Raw genomic sequence first — 17,509 nt, 5'->3', positions numbered from 1 at the left:
TGTCGAAACGGACATTTATTATGTCAAAGCTCCCCTTGCGGAGAGCAGAGAGGATTTACTTGATGATAGCGCTCAGCGCTTCGCCGATATCGGCCAGGCTGCGAACGGTTTTAACGCCTGCGGCTTCCAGAGCGGCGAATTTCTCATCCGCTGTGCCTTTACCACCGGCAATGATGGCGCCTGCGTGGCCCATACGTTTGCCTTTTGGCGCCGTCACACCCGCGATGTAGCCAACAACCGGCTTGGTGACGTGATCTTTGATGTAAGCTGCAGCTTCTTCTTCCGCGCTACCGCCGATTTCACCGATCATCACGATCGCTTCAGTCTGCGAATCTTCCTGGAACAGTTTCAGGATATCGATGAAGTTAGAGCCTGGGATCGGGTCACCGCCGATGCCCACACAGGTGGACTGGCCGAAACCGTAGTCGGTAGTCTGCTTAACCGCTTCATAGGTCAGGGTACCGGAGCGAGACACGATGCCCACTTTGCCTGGCTTGTGAATGTGGCCCGGCATGATGCCGATTTTGCATTCGCCTGGGGTGATGACGCCCGGGCAGTTTGGCCCGATCATGCGAACGCCCGCTTCATCCAGCTTCACTTTTACGGTCAGCATGTCCAGCGTCGGGATGCCTTCAGTAATGGTGATGATCAGTTTGATGCCTGCGTCGATAGCTTCCAGAATAGAGTCTTTGCAGAACGGAGCCGGAACGTAGATCACGGTCGCGGTTGCGCCCGTCGCTTCGACCGCTTCGCGCACGGTGTTAAACACCGGCAGGCCCAGATGCGTGGTGCCGCCTTTGCCTGGCGTCACGCCGCCAACCATCTGCGTACCGTAAGCAATCGCTTGTTCGGAGTGGAAAGTCCCCTGGCTTCCGGTGAAGCCCTGGCAGATAACTTTAGTGTTCTTATCAATCAAAACGGACATTATTTCCCCTCCACTGCGGCAACAACCTGCTGAGCTGCATCCGTCAGACTTTTCGCTGCAATAATATTCAGGCCACTGTCAGCCAGTTTTTTCGCGCCGAGTTCAGCGTTGTTACCTTCCAGACGAACCACAACCGGGACGTTCACGCCCACTTCTTCCACCGCACCGATGATACCGTCAGCGATCAGGTCGCAACGAACGATACCGCCGAAGATGTTAACCAGAACGGCTTTCACGTTGTCGTCAGAGAGGATGATTTTGAACGCTTCGGTTACGCGCTCTTTGGTCGCGCCGCCGCCCACGTCAAGGAAGTTAGCCGGTTCGCCACCGTGCAGTTTAACGATGTCCATGGTACCCATTGCCAGGCCCGCACCGTTAACCATGCAGCCGATGTTGCCATCCAGCGCGACGTAGTTCAGTTCCCACTGTGCAGCCTGCGCTTCACGCGGATCTTCCTGAGACTGATCGCGCATCTCACGCAGATCGGACTGGCGGAACAGTGCGTTACCGTCAGCGCCCAGTTTGCCGTCGAGGCAGATCAGGTCGCCCTGAGTGGTGATCACCAGCGGGTTGATTTCGATCAGCGCCAGATCGCGCTCCAGGAAGATCGTCGCCAGGCCCATGAAGATCTTGGTGAACTGTTGAACCAGTTTACCTTCCAGACCCAGTTTGAACGCCAGCTCGCGACCCTGGTAAGGCATAGGGCCTGCCAGTGGATCGATAGCCACTTTGTGGATCAGGTGTGGCGTCTCTTCAGCCACTTTCTCGATTTCCACGCCGCCTTCGGTGGATGCCATGAACACCACGCGACGGGAGCTACGGTCTACGACCGCGCCGAGATACAACTCTTTTGCGATATCAGTCGCTGCTTCAACCAGGATCTGGTTTACCGGCTGGCCGTTCGCATCTGTCTGATAGGTCACCAGGCGTTTGCCCAGCCAGTGTTCAGCAAAAGCGCGGATCTCTTCTTTGCTCTTCACAACCTTCACACCGCCCGCTTTACCGCGGCCACCAGCGTGAACCTGACACTTAACTACCCAAGGGCCGGAACCGATTTTAGATGCGGCTTCTTCTGCTTCACGTGGGGTAGTACAGGCATAACCCACCGGAGCCGGTAAGCCATACCGGGCAAACAGCTGTTTGGCCTGATATTCATGTAAGTTCATGTGTTCTATCCATCCTTCAGGTAATCGTTTTTTTCAAACCTGTAGACCGGCAGCGCAACGCTTGCACGGTCTACAGGGCAGGTGAGGCAAAAACTACTACACGTCCAGCAGCAGACGCGTTGGATCTTCCAGCAGCTCTTTAATCGCCACCAGATAACCCACAGATTCACGACCATCAATCAGACGGTGATCGTAGGAGAGCGCCAGATACATCATCGGCAGGATCTCCACTTTACCGTCAACCGCCATTGGGCGATCTTTGATGGCATGCATACCCAGAATCGCGCTCTGCGGCGGGTTGATGATTGGGGTAGACATCAGGGAACCGAACACACCACCGTTGGTGATGGTGAAGTTACCGCCGGTCAGGTCCTCAACGGTCAGCTTACCGTCACGGCCTTTCAGCGCCAGCTCTTTGATTTTCTTCTCGATATCCGCCATGCCCAGGGTATCAACGTCACGCAGAACCGGGGTCACCAGGCCGCGCGGCGTGGAGACCGCCATGCTGACGTCGAAGTAGTTGTGGTAAACCACATCTTCGCCATCGATAGAGGCATTCACTTCCGGATAGCGTTTCAGCGCCTCTACAACCGCTTTCACGTAGAAGGACATAAAGCCCAGACGGATACCGTGACGTTTTTCAAACGCGTCACCGTACTGCTTACGCAGATCCATGATTGGCTTCATGTTGACTTCGTTGAAGGTGGTCAGCATCGCGGTGGAGTTTTTCGCTTCCAGCAGACGCTCAGCCACACGCTTACGCAGACGCGTCATCGGCACGCGTTTTTCACTGCGTGCGCCCAGCGCTGGCTGTGCAGCAGGCGCTGCGGTTGCTGCCGCCGGTGCTTTGGCTTCTTCTTTCGCAGGCGCTTTCGCCAGATGTTTTTCCACATCTTCACGGGTCAGACGACCACCAACACCGGTGCCTTTAATGGCGCTGGCTTCGAGATTGTGTTCACCCAGCAGGCGACGGATCGCCGGGCTGAGTGCATCGTTAGTTTGCTCTTCCAGAGACGCTTGCTGACGCTGAGCCGGAGTGGACTCTTTGCTTTCAGACTTGGCGCTGGACTCTTTGCCCGCGCTGTTGCCTTCACGCAGGCGACCGAGGATCTGGCGAGAGGTCACCGTGGTGCCTTCGTCTTCCAGCACTGCATCAAGAATGCCATCCGCCGATGCCGGTACTTCCAGTACCACTTTGTCAGTTTCGATTTCTACCAGCACTTCATCGCGCTTAACGCTATCGCCCGGTTTTTTATGCCAGGTCGCAACCGTGGCGTCAGCGACGGATTCAGGCAGGTCGGGAACAAGAATATCTACGCTACTCATTATGTATCCTTAAATTATTCGACGTTCAGCGCGTCATTCACCAGATCTTGCTGTTGCTTCTGGTGAACGGACATATACCCTACCGCCGGAGAGGCGGAGGCCGGGCGACCTGCGTAACGCAGGGCAGACCCAAATGGAATCACATCACGGAAATGATGCTGGCTGCAGTACCAGGCGCCCTGGTTGAGCGGCTCTTCCTGGCACCAGACAAAATCATGCACGTGTGCGTACGGTTTCAACGCTTCCTGCACCGACTGATGCGGGAACGGATAAAGCTGCTCGATACGCACGATGGCGACATCTTTCTGATCTTTTTTGCGGCGCTGTTCCAGCAGGTCGAAATAAACCTTACCAGAACACATCACAACGCGCTTCACGGCCTGCGGATCCAGCTCGTCAATCTCACCAATCGCCGGCTGGAAGGTCCCGTTCGCCAGCTCATCCAGGCTGGAAACTGCCAGCGGATGACGCAGCAGAGATTTCGGTGACATCACCACCAGCGGACGGCGCATACCGCGCAGCGCCTGACGACGCAGCATGTGGTAAACCTGTGCTGGCGTAGATGGCACGCAGACCTGCATGTTCTGCTCAGCGCAGAGCTGCAGATAACGTTCCAGACGCGCGGAGGAGTGCTCCGGACCCTGCCCTTCGTAGCCGTGTGGCAGCAGCATCACCAGGCCACACATACGGCCCCATTTTTGCTCGCCGGAGCTGATGAACTGGTCGATAACAACCTGCGCACCGTTAGCAAAGTCACCGAACTGCGCTTCCCAGATAGTCAGGGTGCGCGGCTCTGCGGTGGCATAGCCGTATTCAAACGCCAGTACCGCTTCTTCGGACAGCACGGAGTCCCAGACCTTGAACTGGCCCTGACCGTTATGCACGTGCTGCAGCGGGGTGTACGTTGAACCGTTGGTCTGGTTGTGAATAACCGCGTGGCGGTGGAAGAAGGTCCCACGGCCCGCATCTTCACCGGACAGACGCACCGGAATGCCTTCGTCAACCAGCGTCGCGTACGCCAGGTTCTCAGCGCCTCCCCAGTCGAACAGCTTCTCGCCGGACGCCATTGACTGACGGTCGGAGTAGATTTTCTGCACGCGGGACTGCATTTCAATCGCTTCAGGTACCGTGCTGATGCGTTTAGCCAGCTCCTGCAGACGCTTCATTTCGACCTTGTTCGGGTAGCTCTCATCCCACTCGTGGTTGAGGTACGGCGACCAGGTAAAGGAGTGCATGTTCATCGGACGCAGCTCTTTCACTACGCACTCACCGGCATCCAGCGCATCGCGGTAAAGATTAACCAGCTCGGTCGCATCTTCCAGGGTCGCGATTTTGTCGGCTTCCAGTTTGTCAGCGTAGATCTTACGTGGCGTCGGATGCTTTTTGATTTTCTGGTACATCAGCGGCTGGGTTGCACTCGGCTCGTCCGCTTCGTTATGGCCATGACGGCGATAGCAGAACAGGTCGATGAACACATCGCGTTTGAAGGTGTTACGGAAGTCCAGCGCCAGACGGGTAACGAAAGCAACAGCTTCCGGATCATCCGCGTTCACATGGAAGATTGGCGCCTGCACCATTTTACCGATGTCAGTACAGTACGGCGTAGAGCGTGCATCCAGCGGGTTCGAGGTGGTGAAGCCCACCTGGTTGTTGATGACGATGCGAACGGTACCGCCCACTTCGTAACCACGCGCTTTAGACATGTTCAGGGTTTCCTGAACGACGCCCTGCCCGGTTACCGCCGCATCACCGTGAATGGTGATTGGCAGCACTTTGTTGCTGCTTGGCTCGTCCAGACGATCCAGACGCGCACGCACGGAACCGATCACCACCGGGCTTACGATCTCCAGGTGCGACGGGTTAAACGCCAGCGCCAGGTGAACCAGACCGCCCTGCGTTTCGATATCCGATGAGAAGCCCATGTGGTACTTCACGTCGCCGGTACCGAGATGTTCTTTATGTTTGCCCGCGAACTCGTCGAACAGGTCCTGCGGTTTTTTACCCAGCACGTTGACCAGCACGTTCAGACGCCCACGGTGCGCCATACCCAGCACCACTTCACGGGTGCCGCTGTTGCCCGCATGGCGGATCAGCTCTTTCAGCATCGGCACTAACGCATCGCCGCCTTCCAGGGAGAAGCGTTTAGCACCCGGGAATTTAGCACCGAGGTAACGCTCCAGACCTTCTGCTGCGGTCAGTTCGCTCAGGAAGCGTTTTTTCTCTTCAACGCTAAAGCTGGCGTGGCCTGTCACCGACTCAATGCGCTGCTGGATCCAGCGTTTTTCGTCCGTGGAGGTGATGTGCATGTACTCTGCGCCGATGGAGCCGCAGTAGGTTTGTTTGAGCGCCTCAAGCAGCTCTCCCAGCTTCATCGTGTCTTTGCCGCTGGCAAAAGAGCCGACGTTAAAGCTTTCCTGGAAATCTGCCTCGGTCAGATCGTGATACGCCGGATCGAGATCCGCCACACGTTCTTGTTTCCACAGTCCCAGCGGATCGAGGTTCGCATGCTGGTGACCACGGAAGCGATAAGCATTGATGAGCTGCAGGACTTTAACCTGCTTCACATTGGTGTCAGGGTCAGAGATCGAGGAAGAGTAACGTGAGGCATCCTTCGCCAGACGACGGAAATAATCACGTGTTTTGGAATGGAATTGATCCGGTTTGACCCCAGTGCCAGGTAACTGCTGGAACATGGAACGCCAGTTAGCGTCCACTGAGTCAGGATCGGTTAAGAAGTCTTCATAGAGCTGTTCGATCCAGCTTTGGTTTGCACCAGAGAGGAAAGAAGAGTCCAGCCAGGCTTTCATTGCGCCGTTCTGCATCGTGATCCCTTAAGCATTTTTATGCTTATTTCGCCGTAGAAACTACCACGCACACCTCGTGTACGTGCCGGGGTTCACCTGCGAGCTCTTATGTTGTCTTGGGCTCGCGAAGGAACCTTTAAAAACTGTCTGTATAATCTTCGTCGTTCAGGCGGCACTGTCGTTGCGGTTTTCACCCACTTCGGTCAACCGCGCCGTGTCTCGCTCTGAACGCCTCAATATTATTGCCTGTCAGGGCAGTTTTTAGAGGTTTCCTACAATGTCTCTTTGCCCGGTGGCATTCCGCTTACTGGCCTACATAAAAGTAGGCCGGATAAGCGGAGCGCCATCCGGCGGTATTACTTAGGCACTGCGCTGCAACAGCATCGACTTAATATGGCCGATGGCGCGCGTCGGGTTCAGCCCCTTAGGACATACACTGACGCAGTTCATGATGCTATGGCAGCGGAATACGCTGAAAGCATCACTTAATCCTTCAAGGCGACTGTCGGTTTCGGTATCGCGGCTGTCAATCAGGAAGCGATACGCGGCCAGCAGGCCAGCCGGGCCGATAAACTTGTCCGGGTTCCACCAGAACGACGGGCAAGAGGTCGAACAGCATGCACAGAGAATACACTCATAGAGACCATCGAGTTTTTCACGCTGCTCTGGCGACTGTAAATGCTCGCGAGCGGGTGGATTTTGCCCATTATTCAACAAGTAAGGCTTAATCTTCTCATATTGTGCATAGAATTGCCCCATGTCCACCACCAAATCGCGAACGACCGGCAGGCCAGGCAGAGGACGAATCACAATTTTCTGTCCTGAACGCTGTAGCGCTGAAATCGGGGTGATACAGGCCAGGCCATTTTTGCCGTTCATGTTCACGCCGTCTGAGCCACAAACCCCTTCACGGCAGGAACGACGAAACGACAGTGTTGGGTCCTGTTCTTTCAGCTGCATTAACGCATCAAGCAGCATCATGTCACGACCTTCTTCCGCTTCCAGGGTGTAATCCTGCATATGCGGAGCGTCATCAACATCCGGGTTATAACGATAAACTGAGAATTCGAGTTTCATTATCCTGTCTCCGCATTAATAGGTACGAATCTTCGGCGGGAACGCCGGACGCAGTTTCGGTTCCATGTTGACTTGACGTCGCGTCATAGATTCCGACTCTGGCAGATACAGGGAATGGCACAGCCAGTTTTCGTCGTCACGATCCGGGAAGTCGAAGCGGCTATGGGCGCCACGGCTTTCGGTGCGGAAGTTTGCGGAGACGGCCGTTGCATAGGCAGTTTCCATCAGGTTATCCAGCTCAAGGCATTCGACGCGCTGCGTGTTGAACTCGCTGGAGGTATCGTCCAGACGAGCATTTTTCAGACGCTCACGAATCGCTTTCAGCTGCTCAAGGCCTTTAGCCATCGCATCGCCTTCACGGAATACCGAGAAGTTGTGCTGCATACACTCTTGCAGCGCTTTGCGGATTTCGACCGGATCTTCGCCATCACGGTTGCCGTTCCAGCGGTTGAGACGTTCGAGAGAGGCTTCGATATCCGATTCACGGGCATCGCGCAGATCGCCCTGCTCGGCGATGGACTCTTGCAGATGTAAACCGACCGCACGACCAAACACCACCAGGTCGAGCAGCGAGTTGCCGCCCAGACGGTTAGCACCGTGGACCGACACGCAGGCGATTTCGCCTACTGCGAACAGACCCGGAATCACCACGTCTTCGCCCTGCTCGTTCACGGTCAGCGCCTGACCGGTTACTTTGGTCGGAATACCGCCCATCATATAGTGGCAGGTTGGGATAACCGGAATAGGCTCTTTCACCGGGTCAACGTGCGCGAAGGTGCGCGACAGTTCGAGGATGCCCGGCAGACGGGACTCCAGAACGTCTTTACCGAGGTGATCCAGTTTCAGTTTCGCGTGCGGGCCCCACGGACCATCGCAGCCGCGACCTTCACGGATTTCGATCATGATGGAACGCGCCACCACGTCACGACCCGCCAGGTCTTTCGCATTCGGGGCATAACGCTCCATGAAGCGCTCGCCGTGTTTGTTCAGCAGGTAACCGCCTTCACCACGGCAGCCTTCGGTAACCAGAACGCCCGCACCAGCGATGCCGGTCGGGTGGAACTGCCACATTTCCATATCCTGCACAGGCACACCTGCGCGGATCGCCATACCAACGCCGTCACCGGTGTTGATGTGGGCATTGGTGGTGGACTGGTAAATACGGCCTGCGCCGCCGGTCGCCAGCACGGTCGCGCGGGCTTTGAAGTAGACCACTTCACCGGTTTCGATGCACAGCGCGGTACACCCCACCACTGCGCCATCTTCGTTTTTCACCAGATCCAGCGCATACCACTCGGAGAAAATTGTGGTGTGGTTTTTCAGGTTCTGCTGATACAGGGTGTGCAACAGCGCGTGACCGGTACGGTCAGCCGCTGCCGCAGTACGTGCCGCCTGCTCGCCGCCGAAGTTTTTCGACTGGCCGCCAAACGGACGCTGATAAATCGTGCCATCTTCCAGGCGGGAGAACGGCAGACCCATATGGTCTAGCTCCAGAATCGCTTCCGGGCCGGTTTTACACATATATTCGATGGCGTCCTGGTCACCGATGTAATCGGAGCCTTTCACCGTGTCATACATATGCCATTCCCAGTTATCTTCATGGGTATTACCGAGCGCCACGGTGATACCACCCTGCGCAGACACGGTATGGGAACGGGTCGGGAACACTTTAGAGAGCAGCGCACAGGTCTGGCCGCTCTGGGAAATTTGCAGCGCCGCGCGCATACCTGCGCCACCGGCACCAATCACAACAGCATCAAATTCTCTGACTGGCAGTTTCATCACACACCCCACACCACAACAAATCCATAAATAACGTAAACCACCAGAGCCACAACAATCAGGAGTTGCAGCGGCAAGCGAACGCCTAACGGTTTAACGTAATCGGTCAACACCTGCCACATGCCAATCCAGGCATGAATAAGGATGGAGAACAGAGCCAGCAGGGTGAACACTTTGGTGAAGGCAGATCCGAAGAACCCGCTCCAGATTTCCCACGTCAGCTCGCCGCTGGTCGCAAAGAAACCGATCATGTAGATGATGTAAAGCGTGAGGACGATGGCAGTAGCGCGGACCAGAATGAAGTCATGTACGCCGTTGCGTCCTAATGCGGAGGCGTTGCTTACCATACGAGGACTCCTGCAAGAATTGAAAGCACGACAGTAATCACAAATGAAATATTGGCAGAACGTTTACCTGCTTCGAAGGTTTCTTCCAGATAGCCAAAATCCATCAGCAGATGGCGAACACCCACCACAACGTGGTATGCCAGCGCCGTCAGAATGCCCCACATGATAAATTTCACGAAGAAGCTGCTCATAATGGCAGAGGCCTGGAGGAATCCTTCAGGAGAAGAGAGGCTGGTACCCAGTAACCACAGCAGAATGCCGACCGCCACAAACGTGATCACACCGGACACACGGTGCAGAATGGACGCTATTGCCGTTACGGGGAATCGGATCGTTTTGAGATCCAGATTGACAGGTCTTTGTTTTTTCACATTTCTTATCATGAATAACGCCCACATGCTGTTCTTATAATTCCCTTTGAATTCGCGTTACAGGAAGGCGGCAAGTCCGGGAATCCCCTGCATCACAGTAAACTGTGTGACCGGGGTGACCTGACGCAGCCAACACACCTGTAGCGTGAAAGACGACGGGATTTCCTTCCTCCGGTCTGCGTGCGGGTCAAGCAGCGTCCATATCTATAACTGCGCGTCATGGTAAACATTGCTTCCAAATGCTAAAACGACACGTTACAACGCTGGGTGGCTCGGGATTGCAGGGTGTTCCGGAGACCTGGCGGCAGTATAGGTCGTTCACAAAACCATTACAATTAACCTACATACAGTTTGTCGGGTTTTATGCGGAACAGTGATCAGAGTCACGATAACAACATTATTTTAAATTTTAATCATCGGATTTGACAAAGATTAAACATTATTGTTACAAACTACAGCAGAAAAGGCATATAATGCGCAAAAGTTATGAGGTCTCTCTTTCACCTGAGATTTAGTTATGTAACAGTGTGATGGTATTGACCGAAGTTATCAGGACAGTTATTAGTGGTATACAGGTTTGAATAATTCGGACTGCGAAGACACTGATTTGCTGTTGTTTCTCTGATTTTTCACACGTTTACCTGCAAGGCGCCATAGCTCTGTACCCTGGTTCCTCCTCGCGAGCTGAGCGGTAAGCCAAATAACAAACCGGTAACGATGTGATAAACAGCTGAAAGCAAGTTGGTAAAAACGTGGTCTTAAGCATAAGGCGCTAAGGAGACCGTAAATGGCTGATACAAAGGCAAAGCTCACCCTAAACGGTGACACTGCTATTGAACTGGATGTGCTAAAAGGCACGCTCGGTCAGGATGTTATTGATATCCGTACACTGGGTTCCAAAGGAGTATTCACCTTTGACCCTGGTTTCACCTCTACCGCATCTTGCGAATCCAAAATCACCTACATTGACGGTGACGAAGGTATCCTGCTCCACCGCGGTTTCCCCATCGATCAGTTAGCCACCGAATCCAACTATCTGGAAGTGTGCTACATCCTGCTGAACGGCGAAAAACCGACGCAGGAACAATACGATGAGTTCAGAACTACCGTTACCCGCCACACCATGATCCATGAGCAGATTACCCGTCTGTTCCATGCATTCCGTCGTGATTCACATCCGATGGCCGTCATGTGCGGGATTACCGGCGCACTGGCCGCGTTCTACCACGACTCTCTGGACGTGAATAACCCACGCCATCGCGATATCGCGGCGTTCCGTCTGCTGTCCAAAATGCCAACCATGGCGGCGATGTGTTACAAATACTCCATCGGCCAGCCCTTTGTTTACCCGCGTAACGACCTCTCCTATTCAGGCAACTTCCTGAACATGATGTTCTCCACACCGTGCGAAACCTACGAGGTTAACCCGGTGCTTGAGCGCGCCATGGACCGTATTCTGATCCTGCACGCCGATCACGAACAGAACGCATCGACCTCTACTGTCCGTACCGCAGGCTCTTCAGGCGCGAACCCGTTCGCCTGTATCGCTGCCGGTATCGCCTCCCTGTGGGGACCGGCGCACGGTGGTGCTAACGAAGCGGCACTGAAGATGCTGGAAGAGATCAGCTCCGTTGAGCACATTCCAGAGTTCGTGCGTCGTGCGAAAGATAAGAACGACTCCTTCCGCCTGATGGGCTTCGGTCACCGTGTTTACAAAAACTATGACCCGCGCGCCACCGTGATGCGTGAAACCTGCCATGAAGTGCTGAAAGAGCTGGGCACCAAAGATGATCTGCTGGAAGTAGCGATGGAGCTGGAACATATCGCGCTGAACGACCCGTACTTCATCGAGAAGAAACTGTACCCGAACGTCGATTTCTACTCTGGCATTATTCTGAAAGCGATGGGCATTCCGTCTTCCATGTTTACCGTGATCTTCGCGATGGCACGTACCGTCGGCTGGATTGCACACTGGAACGAAATGCACAGCGAAGGCATGAAAATCGCGCGTCCGCGTCAGCTGTATACCGGCTACGACCAGCGTGATTTTAAGTCTGATGTGAAAACCAAATAAGCGCGATGAGGTGCGGCCTGCTGCCCGCACCTCAATCCTCTTCAAACTGGAGAGGACGCTAATACCAAAAACGGTAACCTTCGGGTTACCGTTTTGTTTTTATTGTTGGCACGCCGGGCACCAGTAAAATGGTCGCGACGACAACATCGTTCGTTCAATCGCCCCGCCGCACCGCTCGCACGGCTTTCCTTCCCGATGAAACACCTTAAAGCGGAACAACGCCCCGTGATGTTTTTTATCATCCACCACGCCGCGCGTGTTGTAGGAGAGGCGTGGGATCTCCAGCAAGGCATGAGACAGCGCATCGAGCTGTCTCTCATTGAGCTGCGACGCTTTTCGCTGACCTGCCAGCCCCACTTCCCACAGAATTTCAACGCGCAGATAGTTACCTAGCCCGGCGAGAAACGCCTGATCGAGCAGCAGCCCGGAAAACTGTCGGTTGCGAAAGGCAGGCTATAGCAGCCGCGCTTTCACAGTTTCTGCGGTCAGGCGCATATCCAGCACGTCCGGTCCGACCCGTTGCAGGAACGGGTGAGTGAGCAGTTGCTCCGGCGTTAACATTTCGATATCCGACGCGCTGTAGAGCAAAATAGCCTTTTCCGCCGTCTGCAATCTGACGCGCAAGACACGATTAGTTTGCGGTTGCTCACCCACATTGATCACTCGCCAGACGCCATAAAGCTGGTTGTGGCTATATAACGTCAGGTTATGGCTGAAATGGGTCAGCAACGCTTTGCCGCGCGTCTCGATGTGCGTCACGGTTTGCCCGATCAACTGCGTTTCATACGGTTTTAACTGAGGGAAAGCAAACCACGCATCGGTCAGCGGTTTGCCCTTTATCGCCGCCTCCAGGCTATCCGCCGCGCGGCGGATCTCCGGACCTTCTGGCATCTTATCTTCCTTTGTTTAGTGCGTCGCGCCGCCCACGATTTTAACGTCAGACGTTTGGCGCAGGGCCACTTCGACCGCCACGATCAGCGCTGCTTTCACCGTGTGCGCCGCCATACTCGGTGCGCCCGGATGGGCTGCGGCCTGTTCAGGCAGGTACGGAATATGGATAAATCCACCCTTCACTGCGGTTTTTTCACTGATTTTATGCAGCAGCCCGTACATGACGTGGTTACAGACGAAGGTGCCCGCCGTCTGCGAAACGGAGGCGGGGATCCCCTTCTCGCGCATCGCCGCCACCATCGCTTTGATCGGCAGCGAACTGAACCACGCCGCCGGACCGTCCGGGACGATCGCCACATCAATCGGCTGCTGGCCGTGATTATCGGCAATCCTGGCGTCGTCCACGTTAATGGCGACGCGCTCGACGGTCACATCCACACGACCGCCCGCCTGTCCGACCGCGATCACCACCGCAGGTTCAAGTTCATCGATAGCCGCATTCAGCACGCTTAACGACTCACCAAAAACGCAGGGCAGCTGGCGCGTCACCACGCGGCAGCTGTCGATGATACTCCCCTCAAGCTGCCTGACCACTTCCCACGAAGGGTTAACGGTCTCGCCGCCGAACGGCTCAAAACCGGTGACTAATACGTTACGCATCGTCTCTCCTTACAGGAACATCAGGAAGTACAACAGGAACACGTTGGCAATCAGCAGCAGCACGCCGGTCGGCACCTGCGCTTTGATTACCGCATTTTTATCCGGCAGCTCCAGCAGCGCGGCAGGCACGATGTTGAAGTTCGCCGCCATCGGCGTCATCAGCGTTCCACAGTAGCCGGAGAACATGCCAATCGCCGCCATCACCGCCGGGTTACCGCCATGCTGCAGCACCAGGATCGGGATGCCGATCCCCGCCGTCACGATCGGGAACGCCGCAAACGCATTGCCCATCACCATCGTGAGCAGCGCCATGCCGATCGTGTACACCGCCACGGCGATAAAGCGGCTGTCCACCGCCAGGTAGCTTTTCGTCAGCCAGGAGATGCCATCGCCCACGCCAGCGGCGGTAAAGAGCAGGCCCAGCGTCGCCAGAATCTGCGGCAGGATAAACGCCCAGCCGATGGAATCCAGCAGTCGGCGCGCCTCCTGCAACGGCTGATGCACTTTTTCGTGCGTCATTTTAACCGCCATTGCGAGGCCAATCAGCGACCCGGCGGTCATCGAGAACAGCGTCACCAGCGTCGAATGGTTACCCGGTCCGAACAGATTTTCCTGCAATCCAGGCACATGGTTGAACATCAACACGCCCACCACCGTCACCACAGGAATGGCTAACGCCGGATAGAACAGGCGGTTGCCGAGCCGCTTCGCGCTGGCCTCCCGCTCTTCGGGTTTACGCTGGTGATAGCTGCCCAGACGCACCCCGCCAAAACCGGCCATCAGCGCCAGCCCAACCACCGCCACACCGACCGCAATATGCACGGTGCGCTTATCGCCCACCAGCTGATACGTCCAGTCACCGAGCAGGAATATCAGGCCGTACACGCCCCAGAACAGGCCGGTAGTGATGCGACGCGGGTTCGCTTTATCGCGAAACGACATCACGGCGACGATCAGCAGGATCAGCCCTGCCAGCCAGTAGAGATAACTTTGCTGGAAATTCATGAGGCATCTCCCTGCGTGTGCGCGGTTTTCGCCAGCTCGCGTTCAAGATGCTTGTCCAGTCGCCACAGGCGGGTGGCGTGGATAATAAAGGCGCAGACTGCCGTCGGAATGCCCCACAGCGCAATGTGCAGCGGCTCGGTCTGAATTCCGCCGGACTCCAGCATAAAGTTATGCATAAAGATGATCGCCCCGAAGGCGACAAAGATATCTTCACCGAAGAACAGCCCGACGTTGTCCGTCGCCGCCGACATCGCCCTCAGGCGATAGCGCACCGCGCCCGGCAGTTCGCCGTATTTTTTCTCCGCAGCCCCTTCCGCCATTGGAGCCAGCAGCGGTCGCACCATTTGCGGATGGCCGCCCAGGCTGGTCAGCCCCATCGCCGCCGTCGCTTCACGCACAAACAGATAGACAATCAGCAGTCGCCCCGCGGTGGCGCTGTGGATTTTGGCAATCCACGCCTGCGCGCGCTCTTTCAGACCGTGACGTTCCAGGAGGCCAATAACGGCCAGCGGGATCAGCAGGATATAAGGCAGATTACGGGTATTCAGGAACCCTTCGCCCAGCTTTTCGAGGATAGTTGCGACCGGCATATTCGCCGCCACACCGGTGACAATCCCGGCGACAATCACCACCAGCACCGGATTAAAACGTAAGATAAACCCGACCACGATCACCGCAATACCGATGAGTGGCCAGAGCGAAAGCGTCTCTGCCATGTTGTCCTTCCTGTTGTTGTATAGCGTTTTGTTGTGTTTGCGTTTTGTGCTTTAGGCACTGATTTTTATATTATTTAACTCAAATTCTGCGCGCAAGCGACGGGCAAACGCTAGGGCGTGTTCGCCGTCTCCGTGCAGACACACCGTCTGCGCGCGCACAGAGGCCCACTCACCGCTCGTACTTTTCACCCGCCCCTGCTGCACCATGTCCAGAGTTTGCGCCAGCGCCTGCTCTTCATCGGCAATCAGCGCCCCCGGCTCACTGCGCGGCACCAGGCTGCCGTCGGCCCGATAGCCGCGATCGGCAAACACCTCTTCGCGGGTCACCAGGCTGTAACGCTCACCGGCGCGGATCAGTTCGCTCCCCGCCAGCCCGACCAGAATCAGATTGCCGTCCACCGCATGCACCGCGCGGGCGATAGCGTCAGCCAGCTGCGCGTCTTTCGCCGCCTGGTTGTAGAGCATCCCGTGAGGTTTCACGTGACGCAGTTGCCCCCCTTCGGCGCGGGCAATCGCCGCCAGCGCACCAATCTGGTACAGCATTTGGGCGTAAACCGTTTCCGGCGGCAGATTCATGGCCGTGCGCCCGAAGTTCTCCCGATCGGGAAAGCTCGGGTGGGCACCTATCGCCACGCCGTTTTTTAACGCGCCTCGCACGCTTTCGCGCATGGTCTGCGCATCCCCGGCGTGAAAGCCACAGGCAATATTGGCCGACGACACCAGCGTCAGTAGCTCGGCATCGCTCCCGCAGCCTTCACCCAGATCCGCATTTAAATCAACGACGATCATTCAACCTCCATGCCAGTTGTTCGATGAATTGCCGCTGCACACGGCGCGCGTCGAGGGCCTCTTCCAGCGTACAGGGCACAAAGTGGATCGGCTGGCCGAGCGGGATTTGCGCCAGATGGTACATATCGGCTTCAATGATGCAGGCGATACGCGGATAACCGCCGGTGGTCTGAGCATCATTCATCAGCACAATCGGCTGGCCGTTGTGCGGCACCTGGACAACGCCCGGTAGCAGGCCGTGGGAGACCATTTCACGATCGGTGGTACGCGCCAGCTGCTGGCCCTGCAAACGGTAGCCCATACGGTTACTCTGCGGGCTGAGCCGCCACGGCAGTCGCCAGAAGGCATCCTGCGAGGCCTGGTCAAACTCATGGTACTCCGGCCCCGGCAGGGCGCGAATGCGATTACTCCACAGGAGCTGTTTCACCCCCTGCGCGTCGGTAAATTGGCGTGATTCGCTGCCCAGCGGCAGGTTATCGCCATCCTTCAGCAGGCGCCCTTCAAAGCCGCCAATGCCCGTTTTGAGATCGGTGCTGAACGAGTTCATCACTTCCGGTACGTCAATCCCGCCGCCGACCGCCAGATAGCTGCGCATGCCGTGAGTCGGGCGATGAAGCGTCAGACGCTGCCCCGCTTTCACCTGCAGCCGCCAGCCGGTCCAGACCGCCGCGCCGTCAAGCGTCGCGTCACAGCCCGCGCCCGTCAGGGCAAACCAGCCGTCGCGTTCAAATTCAAAGCTGCACTGCCCAAGGGTGATCTCCAGCGCTGCGGCATTGGGATCGTTGCCCACCAGCAGGTTGGCGATCTGCAACGCCGGTTTGTCCAGCGCGCCGCAGTAGCTGACCCCGGACTGGCGCAGCCCGGTGCGCCCGCCGTCCTGTACCGAGGTGTATAACCCCGCGCGAATCACCTTCAACATACCCCCTCCTTCTGCGGCACGAACCGCACGGTATCGCCCGGTCGCAACAGCACCGGCTCTTCGCGTTTAGCATCAAACAGCGCCTGGGGGGTGTGGCCGATAAGCTGCCAGCCCCCCGGCGAGGCGAGCGGATAAACCCCGGTCTGCGACCCGCCAATTCCTACGGAACCGGCTGGGACCATCAGGCGCGGCTCGCCCCGGCGTGGCGTGTGGAGCGGCTCTGGCAATCCGCCGAGATACGGGAAACCCGGCTGGAACCCTAAGAACCACACCACGTAGTCCACCGAGGCATGCAGCTCGACGACCTGCTTTTCCGACAGCCCCGCATGACGCGCCACGTCGCCCAGATCCGGGCCAGCCGCGTTGCCATACACCACCGGGATCTCGATAAATCGCGACTCCGGCTCCAGCGCCTCGCTCTCCTCCCACCAGCGCTGCAACCGCTCGATGGCGTCCAGCGCCACCGACTGCGGATTGCGCAGCACCACGGTAATGTTGTTCATCCCCGGTATGGCCTCGACCACTTCAGGGATTTCGCCCAGCCGCTGAGTTAAGCGCCAGATCCTTTTTTGCGTCGTCATCGTGACCGGAGGCTCTAACTCCAGTACCACTGCCGTTTCGCCTAATAAATAACAACGCGCTCGCTGCACTTACGCA

General features: G+C 56.6%; 15 protein-coding genes and 1 pseudogene. 1 reads left to right on the top strand and 15 read right to left on the bottom strand.

Translation table 11 applies throughout. The features are described from left to right. Positions 1 to 55: 55 nt before the first annotated feature. The 8 genes from sucD to sdhC all read right to left on the bottom strand — a co-directional run bounded on the left by sucD (position 56) and on the right by sdhC (position 9,825). Positions 56 to 925, bottom strand: a complete 870-nt coding sequence (gene sucD / locus C0560_RS06420; RefSeq protein ID WP_248859849.1) for a succinate--CoA ligase subunit alpha — start codon at positions 923 to 925, stop codon at positions 56 to 58. Then, positions 925 to 2,091 carry an ADP-forming succinate--CoA ligase subunit beta gene (gene sucC / locus C0560_RS06415; RefSeq protein WP_059355295.1) on the bottom strand — a complete coding sequence of 389 codons (1,167 nt, stop codon included), beginning with the start codon at positions 2,089 to 2,091 and terminating at the stop codon, positions 925 to 927. The genes sucD and sucC overlap by 1 nt, the downstream gene beginning before the upstream one ends. 96 nt (positions 2,092 to 2,187) lie before the next feature. Further along, positions 2,188 to 3,417, bottom strand: a complete 1,230-nt coding sequence (odhB, locus tag C0560_RS06410; protein WP_248859847.1) for a 2-oxoglutarate dehydrogenase complex dihydrolipoyllysine-residue succinyltransferase — start codon at positions 3,415 to 3,417, stop codon at positions 2,188 to 2,190. A 14-nt stretch (positions 3,418 to 3,431) separates the two neighbouring features. Beyond that, positions 3,432 to 6,239 (bottom strand): 2-oxoglutarate dehydrogenase E1 component, encoded by a 2,808-nt coding sequence (sucA, locus tag C0560_RS06405; protein WP_100777174.1) that lies wholly within the window; start codon positions 6,237 to 6,239, stop codon positions 3,432 to 3,434. A gap of 342 nt (positions 6,240 to 6,581) precedes the next feature. Continuing rightward, positions 6,582 to 7,298 (bottom strand): succinate dehydrogenase iron-sulfur subunit, encoded by a 717-nt coding sequence (locus C0560_RS06400; protein ID WP_100777175.1) that lies wholly within the window; start codon positions 7,296 to 7,298, stop codon positions 6,582 to 6,584. Positions 7,299 to 7,313: 15 nt separating this feature from the next. Next, positions 7,314 to 9,080 carry a succinate dehydrogenase flavoprotein subunit gene (sdhA, locus tag C0560_RS06395; RefSeq protein ID WP_100777176.1) on the bottom strand — a complete coding sequence of 589 codons (1,767 nt, stop codon included), beginning with the start codon at positions 9,078 to 9,080 and terminating at the stop codon, positions 7,314 to 7,316. Further along, positions 9,080 to 9,427, bottom strand: a complete 348-nt coding sequence (gene sdhD / locus C0560_RS06390) for a succinate dehydrogenase membrane anchor subunit (protein ID WP_100777177.1) — start codon at positions 9,425 to 9,427, stop codon at positions 9,080 to 9,082. The genes sdhA and sdhD overlap by 1 nt, the downstream gene beginning before the upstream one ends. Then, positions 9,421 to 9,825 carry a succinate dehydrogenase cytochrome b556 subunit gene (sdhC, locus tag C0560_RS06385; RefSeq protein ID WP_164971833.1) on the bottom strand — a complete coding sequence of 135 codons (405 nt, stop codon included), beginning with the start codon at positions 9,823 to 9,825 and terminating at the stop codon, positions 9,421 to 9,423. Before sdhC ends, sdhD begins: the two co-directional genes overlap by 7 nt. Before the next feature lie 760 nt (positions 9,826 to 10,585). Between sdhC and C0560_RS06380 the strand changes: the two genes are divergently transcribed. Further along, positions 10,586 to 11,872, top strand: a complete 1,287-nt coding sequence (locus tag C0560_RS06380; RefSeq protein ID WP_102104149.1) for a citrate synthase — start codon at positions 10,586 to 10,588, stop codon at positions 11,870 to 11,872. 99 nt (positions 11,873 to 11,971) lie between these two features. On the opposite strand, the pseudogene nei reads toward C0560_RS06380, so the two are convergent. The 7 genes and pseudogenes from nei to pxpB all read right to left on the bottom strand — a co-directional run bounded on the left by nei (position 11,972) and on the right by pxpB (position 17,502). Then, positions 11,972 to 12,763, bottom strand: a pseudogene (nei, locus tag C0560_RS06375) (endonuclease VIII). A 15-nt stretch (positions 12,764 to 12,778) separates the two neighbouring features. Further along, the gene (gene pcp, locus C0560_RS06370; protein WP_107704025.1) at positions 12,779 to 13,423 is read right to left on the bottom strand and encodes a pyroglutamyl-peptidase I; all 645 of its coding nucleotides are present in this window, start codon (positions 13,421 to 13,423) and stop codon (positions 12,779 to 12,781) included. Between the two features lie 9 nt (positions 13,424 to 13,432). Next, positions 13,433 to 14,428: a DUF979 domain-containing protein gene (locus C0560_RS06365; RefSeq protein WP_248859845.1), complete on the bottom strand. Its 996-nt coding sequence runs from the start codon at positions 14,426 to 14,428 to the stop codon at positions 13,433 to 13,435. Continuing rightward, positions 14,425 to 15,144: a DUF969 domain-containing protein gene (locus tag C0560_RS06360; protein WP_102104153.1), complete on the bottom strand. Its 720-nt coding sequence runs from the start codon at positions 15,142 to 15,144 to the stop codon at positions 14,425 to 14,427. The genes C0560_RS06365 and C0560_RS06360 overlap by 4 nt, the downstream gene beginning before the upstream one ends. A 51-nt stretch (positions 15,145 to 15,195) precedes the next feature. Further along, the gene (gene pxpA / locus C0560_RS06355; RefSeq protein WP_248860258.1) at positions 15,196 to 15,930 is read right to left on the bottom strand and encodes a 5-oxoprolinase subunit PxpA; all 735 of its coding nucleotides are present in this window, start codon (positions 15,928 to 15,930) and stop codon (positions 15,196 to 15,198) included. Beyond that, the gene (gene pxpC / locus C0560_RS06350) at positions 15,920 to 16,852 is read right to left on the bottom strand and encodes a 5-oxoprolinase subunit PxpC (protein WP_100777185.1); all 933 of its coding nucleotides are present in this window, start codon (positions 16,850 to 16,852) and stop codon (positions 15,920 to 15,922) included. The genes pxpA and pxpC overlap by 11 nt, the downstream gene beginning before the upstream one ends. Further along, positions 16,846 to 17,502: a 5-oxoprolinase subunit PxpB gene (pxpB, locus tag C0560_RS06345; RefSeq protein ID WP_248859844.1), complete on the bottom strand. Its 657-nt coding sequence runs from the start codon at positions 17,500 to 17,502 to the stop codon at positions 16,846 to 16,848. Before pxpB ends, pxpC begins: the two co-directional genes overlap by 7 nt. Between the last annotated feature and the right edge of the window lie 7 nt (positions 17,503 to 17,509).

The organism is Lelliottia sp. AC1, assembly GCF_023278595.1.
Lineage (GTDB): Bacteria > Pseudomonadota > Gammaproteobacteria > Enterobacterales > Enterobacteriaceae > Enterobacter > Enterobacter nimipressuralis.
Note: the sequence above shows the minus strand (reverse complement) of the source record. Positions and strands in the feature narration are given on the sequence as shown.

Coding starts and splice junctions, on each gene's coding strand:
- sucD (WP_248859849.1), bottom strand. CDS start 925: ATGTCCGTTTTGATTGATAAGAACACTAAAGTTATCTGCCAGGGCTTC.
- sucC (WP_059355295.1), bottom strand. CDS start 2,091: ATGAACTTACATGAATATCAGGCCAAACAGCTGTTTGCCCGGTATGGC.
- odhB (WP_248859847.1), bottom strand. CDS start 3,417: ATGAGTAGCGTAGATATTCTTGTTCCCGACCTGCCTGAATCCGTCGCT.
- sucA (WP_100777174.1), bottom strand. CDS start 6,239: ATGCAGAACGGCGCAATGAAAGCCTGGCTGGACTCTTCTTTCCTCTCT.
- C0560_RS06400 (WP_100777175.1), bottom strand. CDS start 7,298: ATGAAACTCGAATTCTCAGTTTATCGTTATAACCCGGATGTTGATGAC.
- sdhA (WP_100777176.1), bottom strand. CDS start 9,080: ATGAAACTGCCAGTCAGAGAATTTGATGCTGTTGTGATTGGTGCCGGT.
- sdhD (WP_100777177.1), bottom strand. CDS start 9,427: ATGGTAAGCAACGCCTCCGCATTAGGACGCAACGGCGTACATGACTTC.
- sdhC (WP_164971833.1), bottom strand. CDS start 9,825: ATGTGGGCGTTATTCATGATAAGAAATGTGAAAAAACAAAGACCTGTC.
- C0560_RS06380 (WP_102104149.1), top strand. CDS start 10,586: ATGGCTGATACAAAGGCAAAGCTCACCCTAAACGGTGACACTGCTATT.
- pcp (WP_107704025.1), bottom strand. CDS start 13,423: ATGCGTAACGTATTAGTCACCGGTTTTGAGCCGTTCGGCGGCGAGACC.
- C0560_RS06365 (WP_248859845.1), bottom strand. CDS start 14,428: ATGAATTTCCAGCAAAGTTATCTCTACTGGCTGGCAGGGCTGATCCTG.
- C0560_RS06360 (WP_102104153.1), bottom strand. CDS start 15,144: ATGGCAGAGACGCTTTCGCTCTGGCCACTCATCGGTATTGCGGTGATC.
- pxpC (WP_100777185.1), bottom strand. CDS start 16,852: ATGTTGAAGGTGATTCGCGCGGGGTTATACACCTCGGTACAGGACGGC.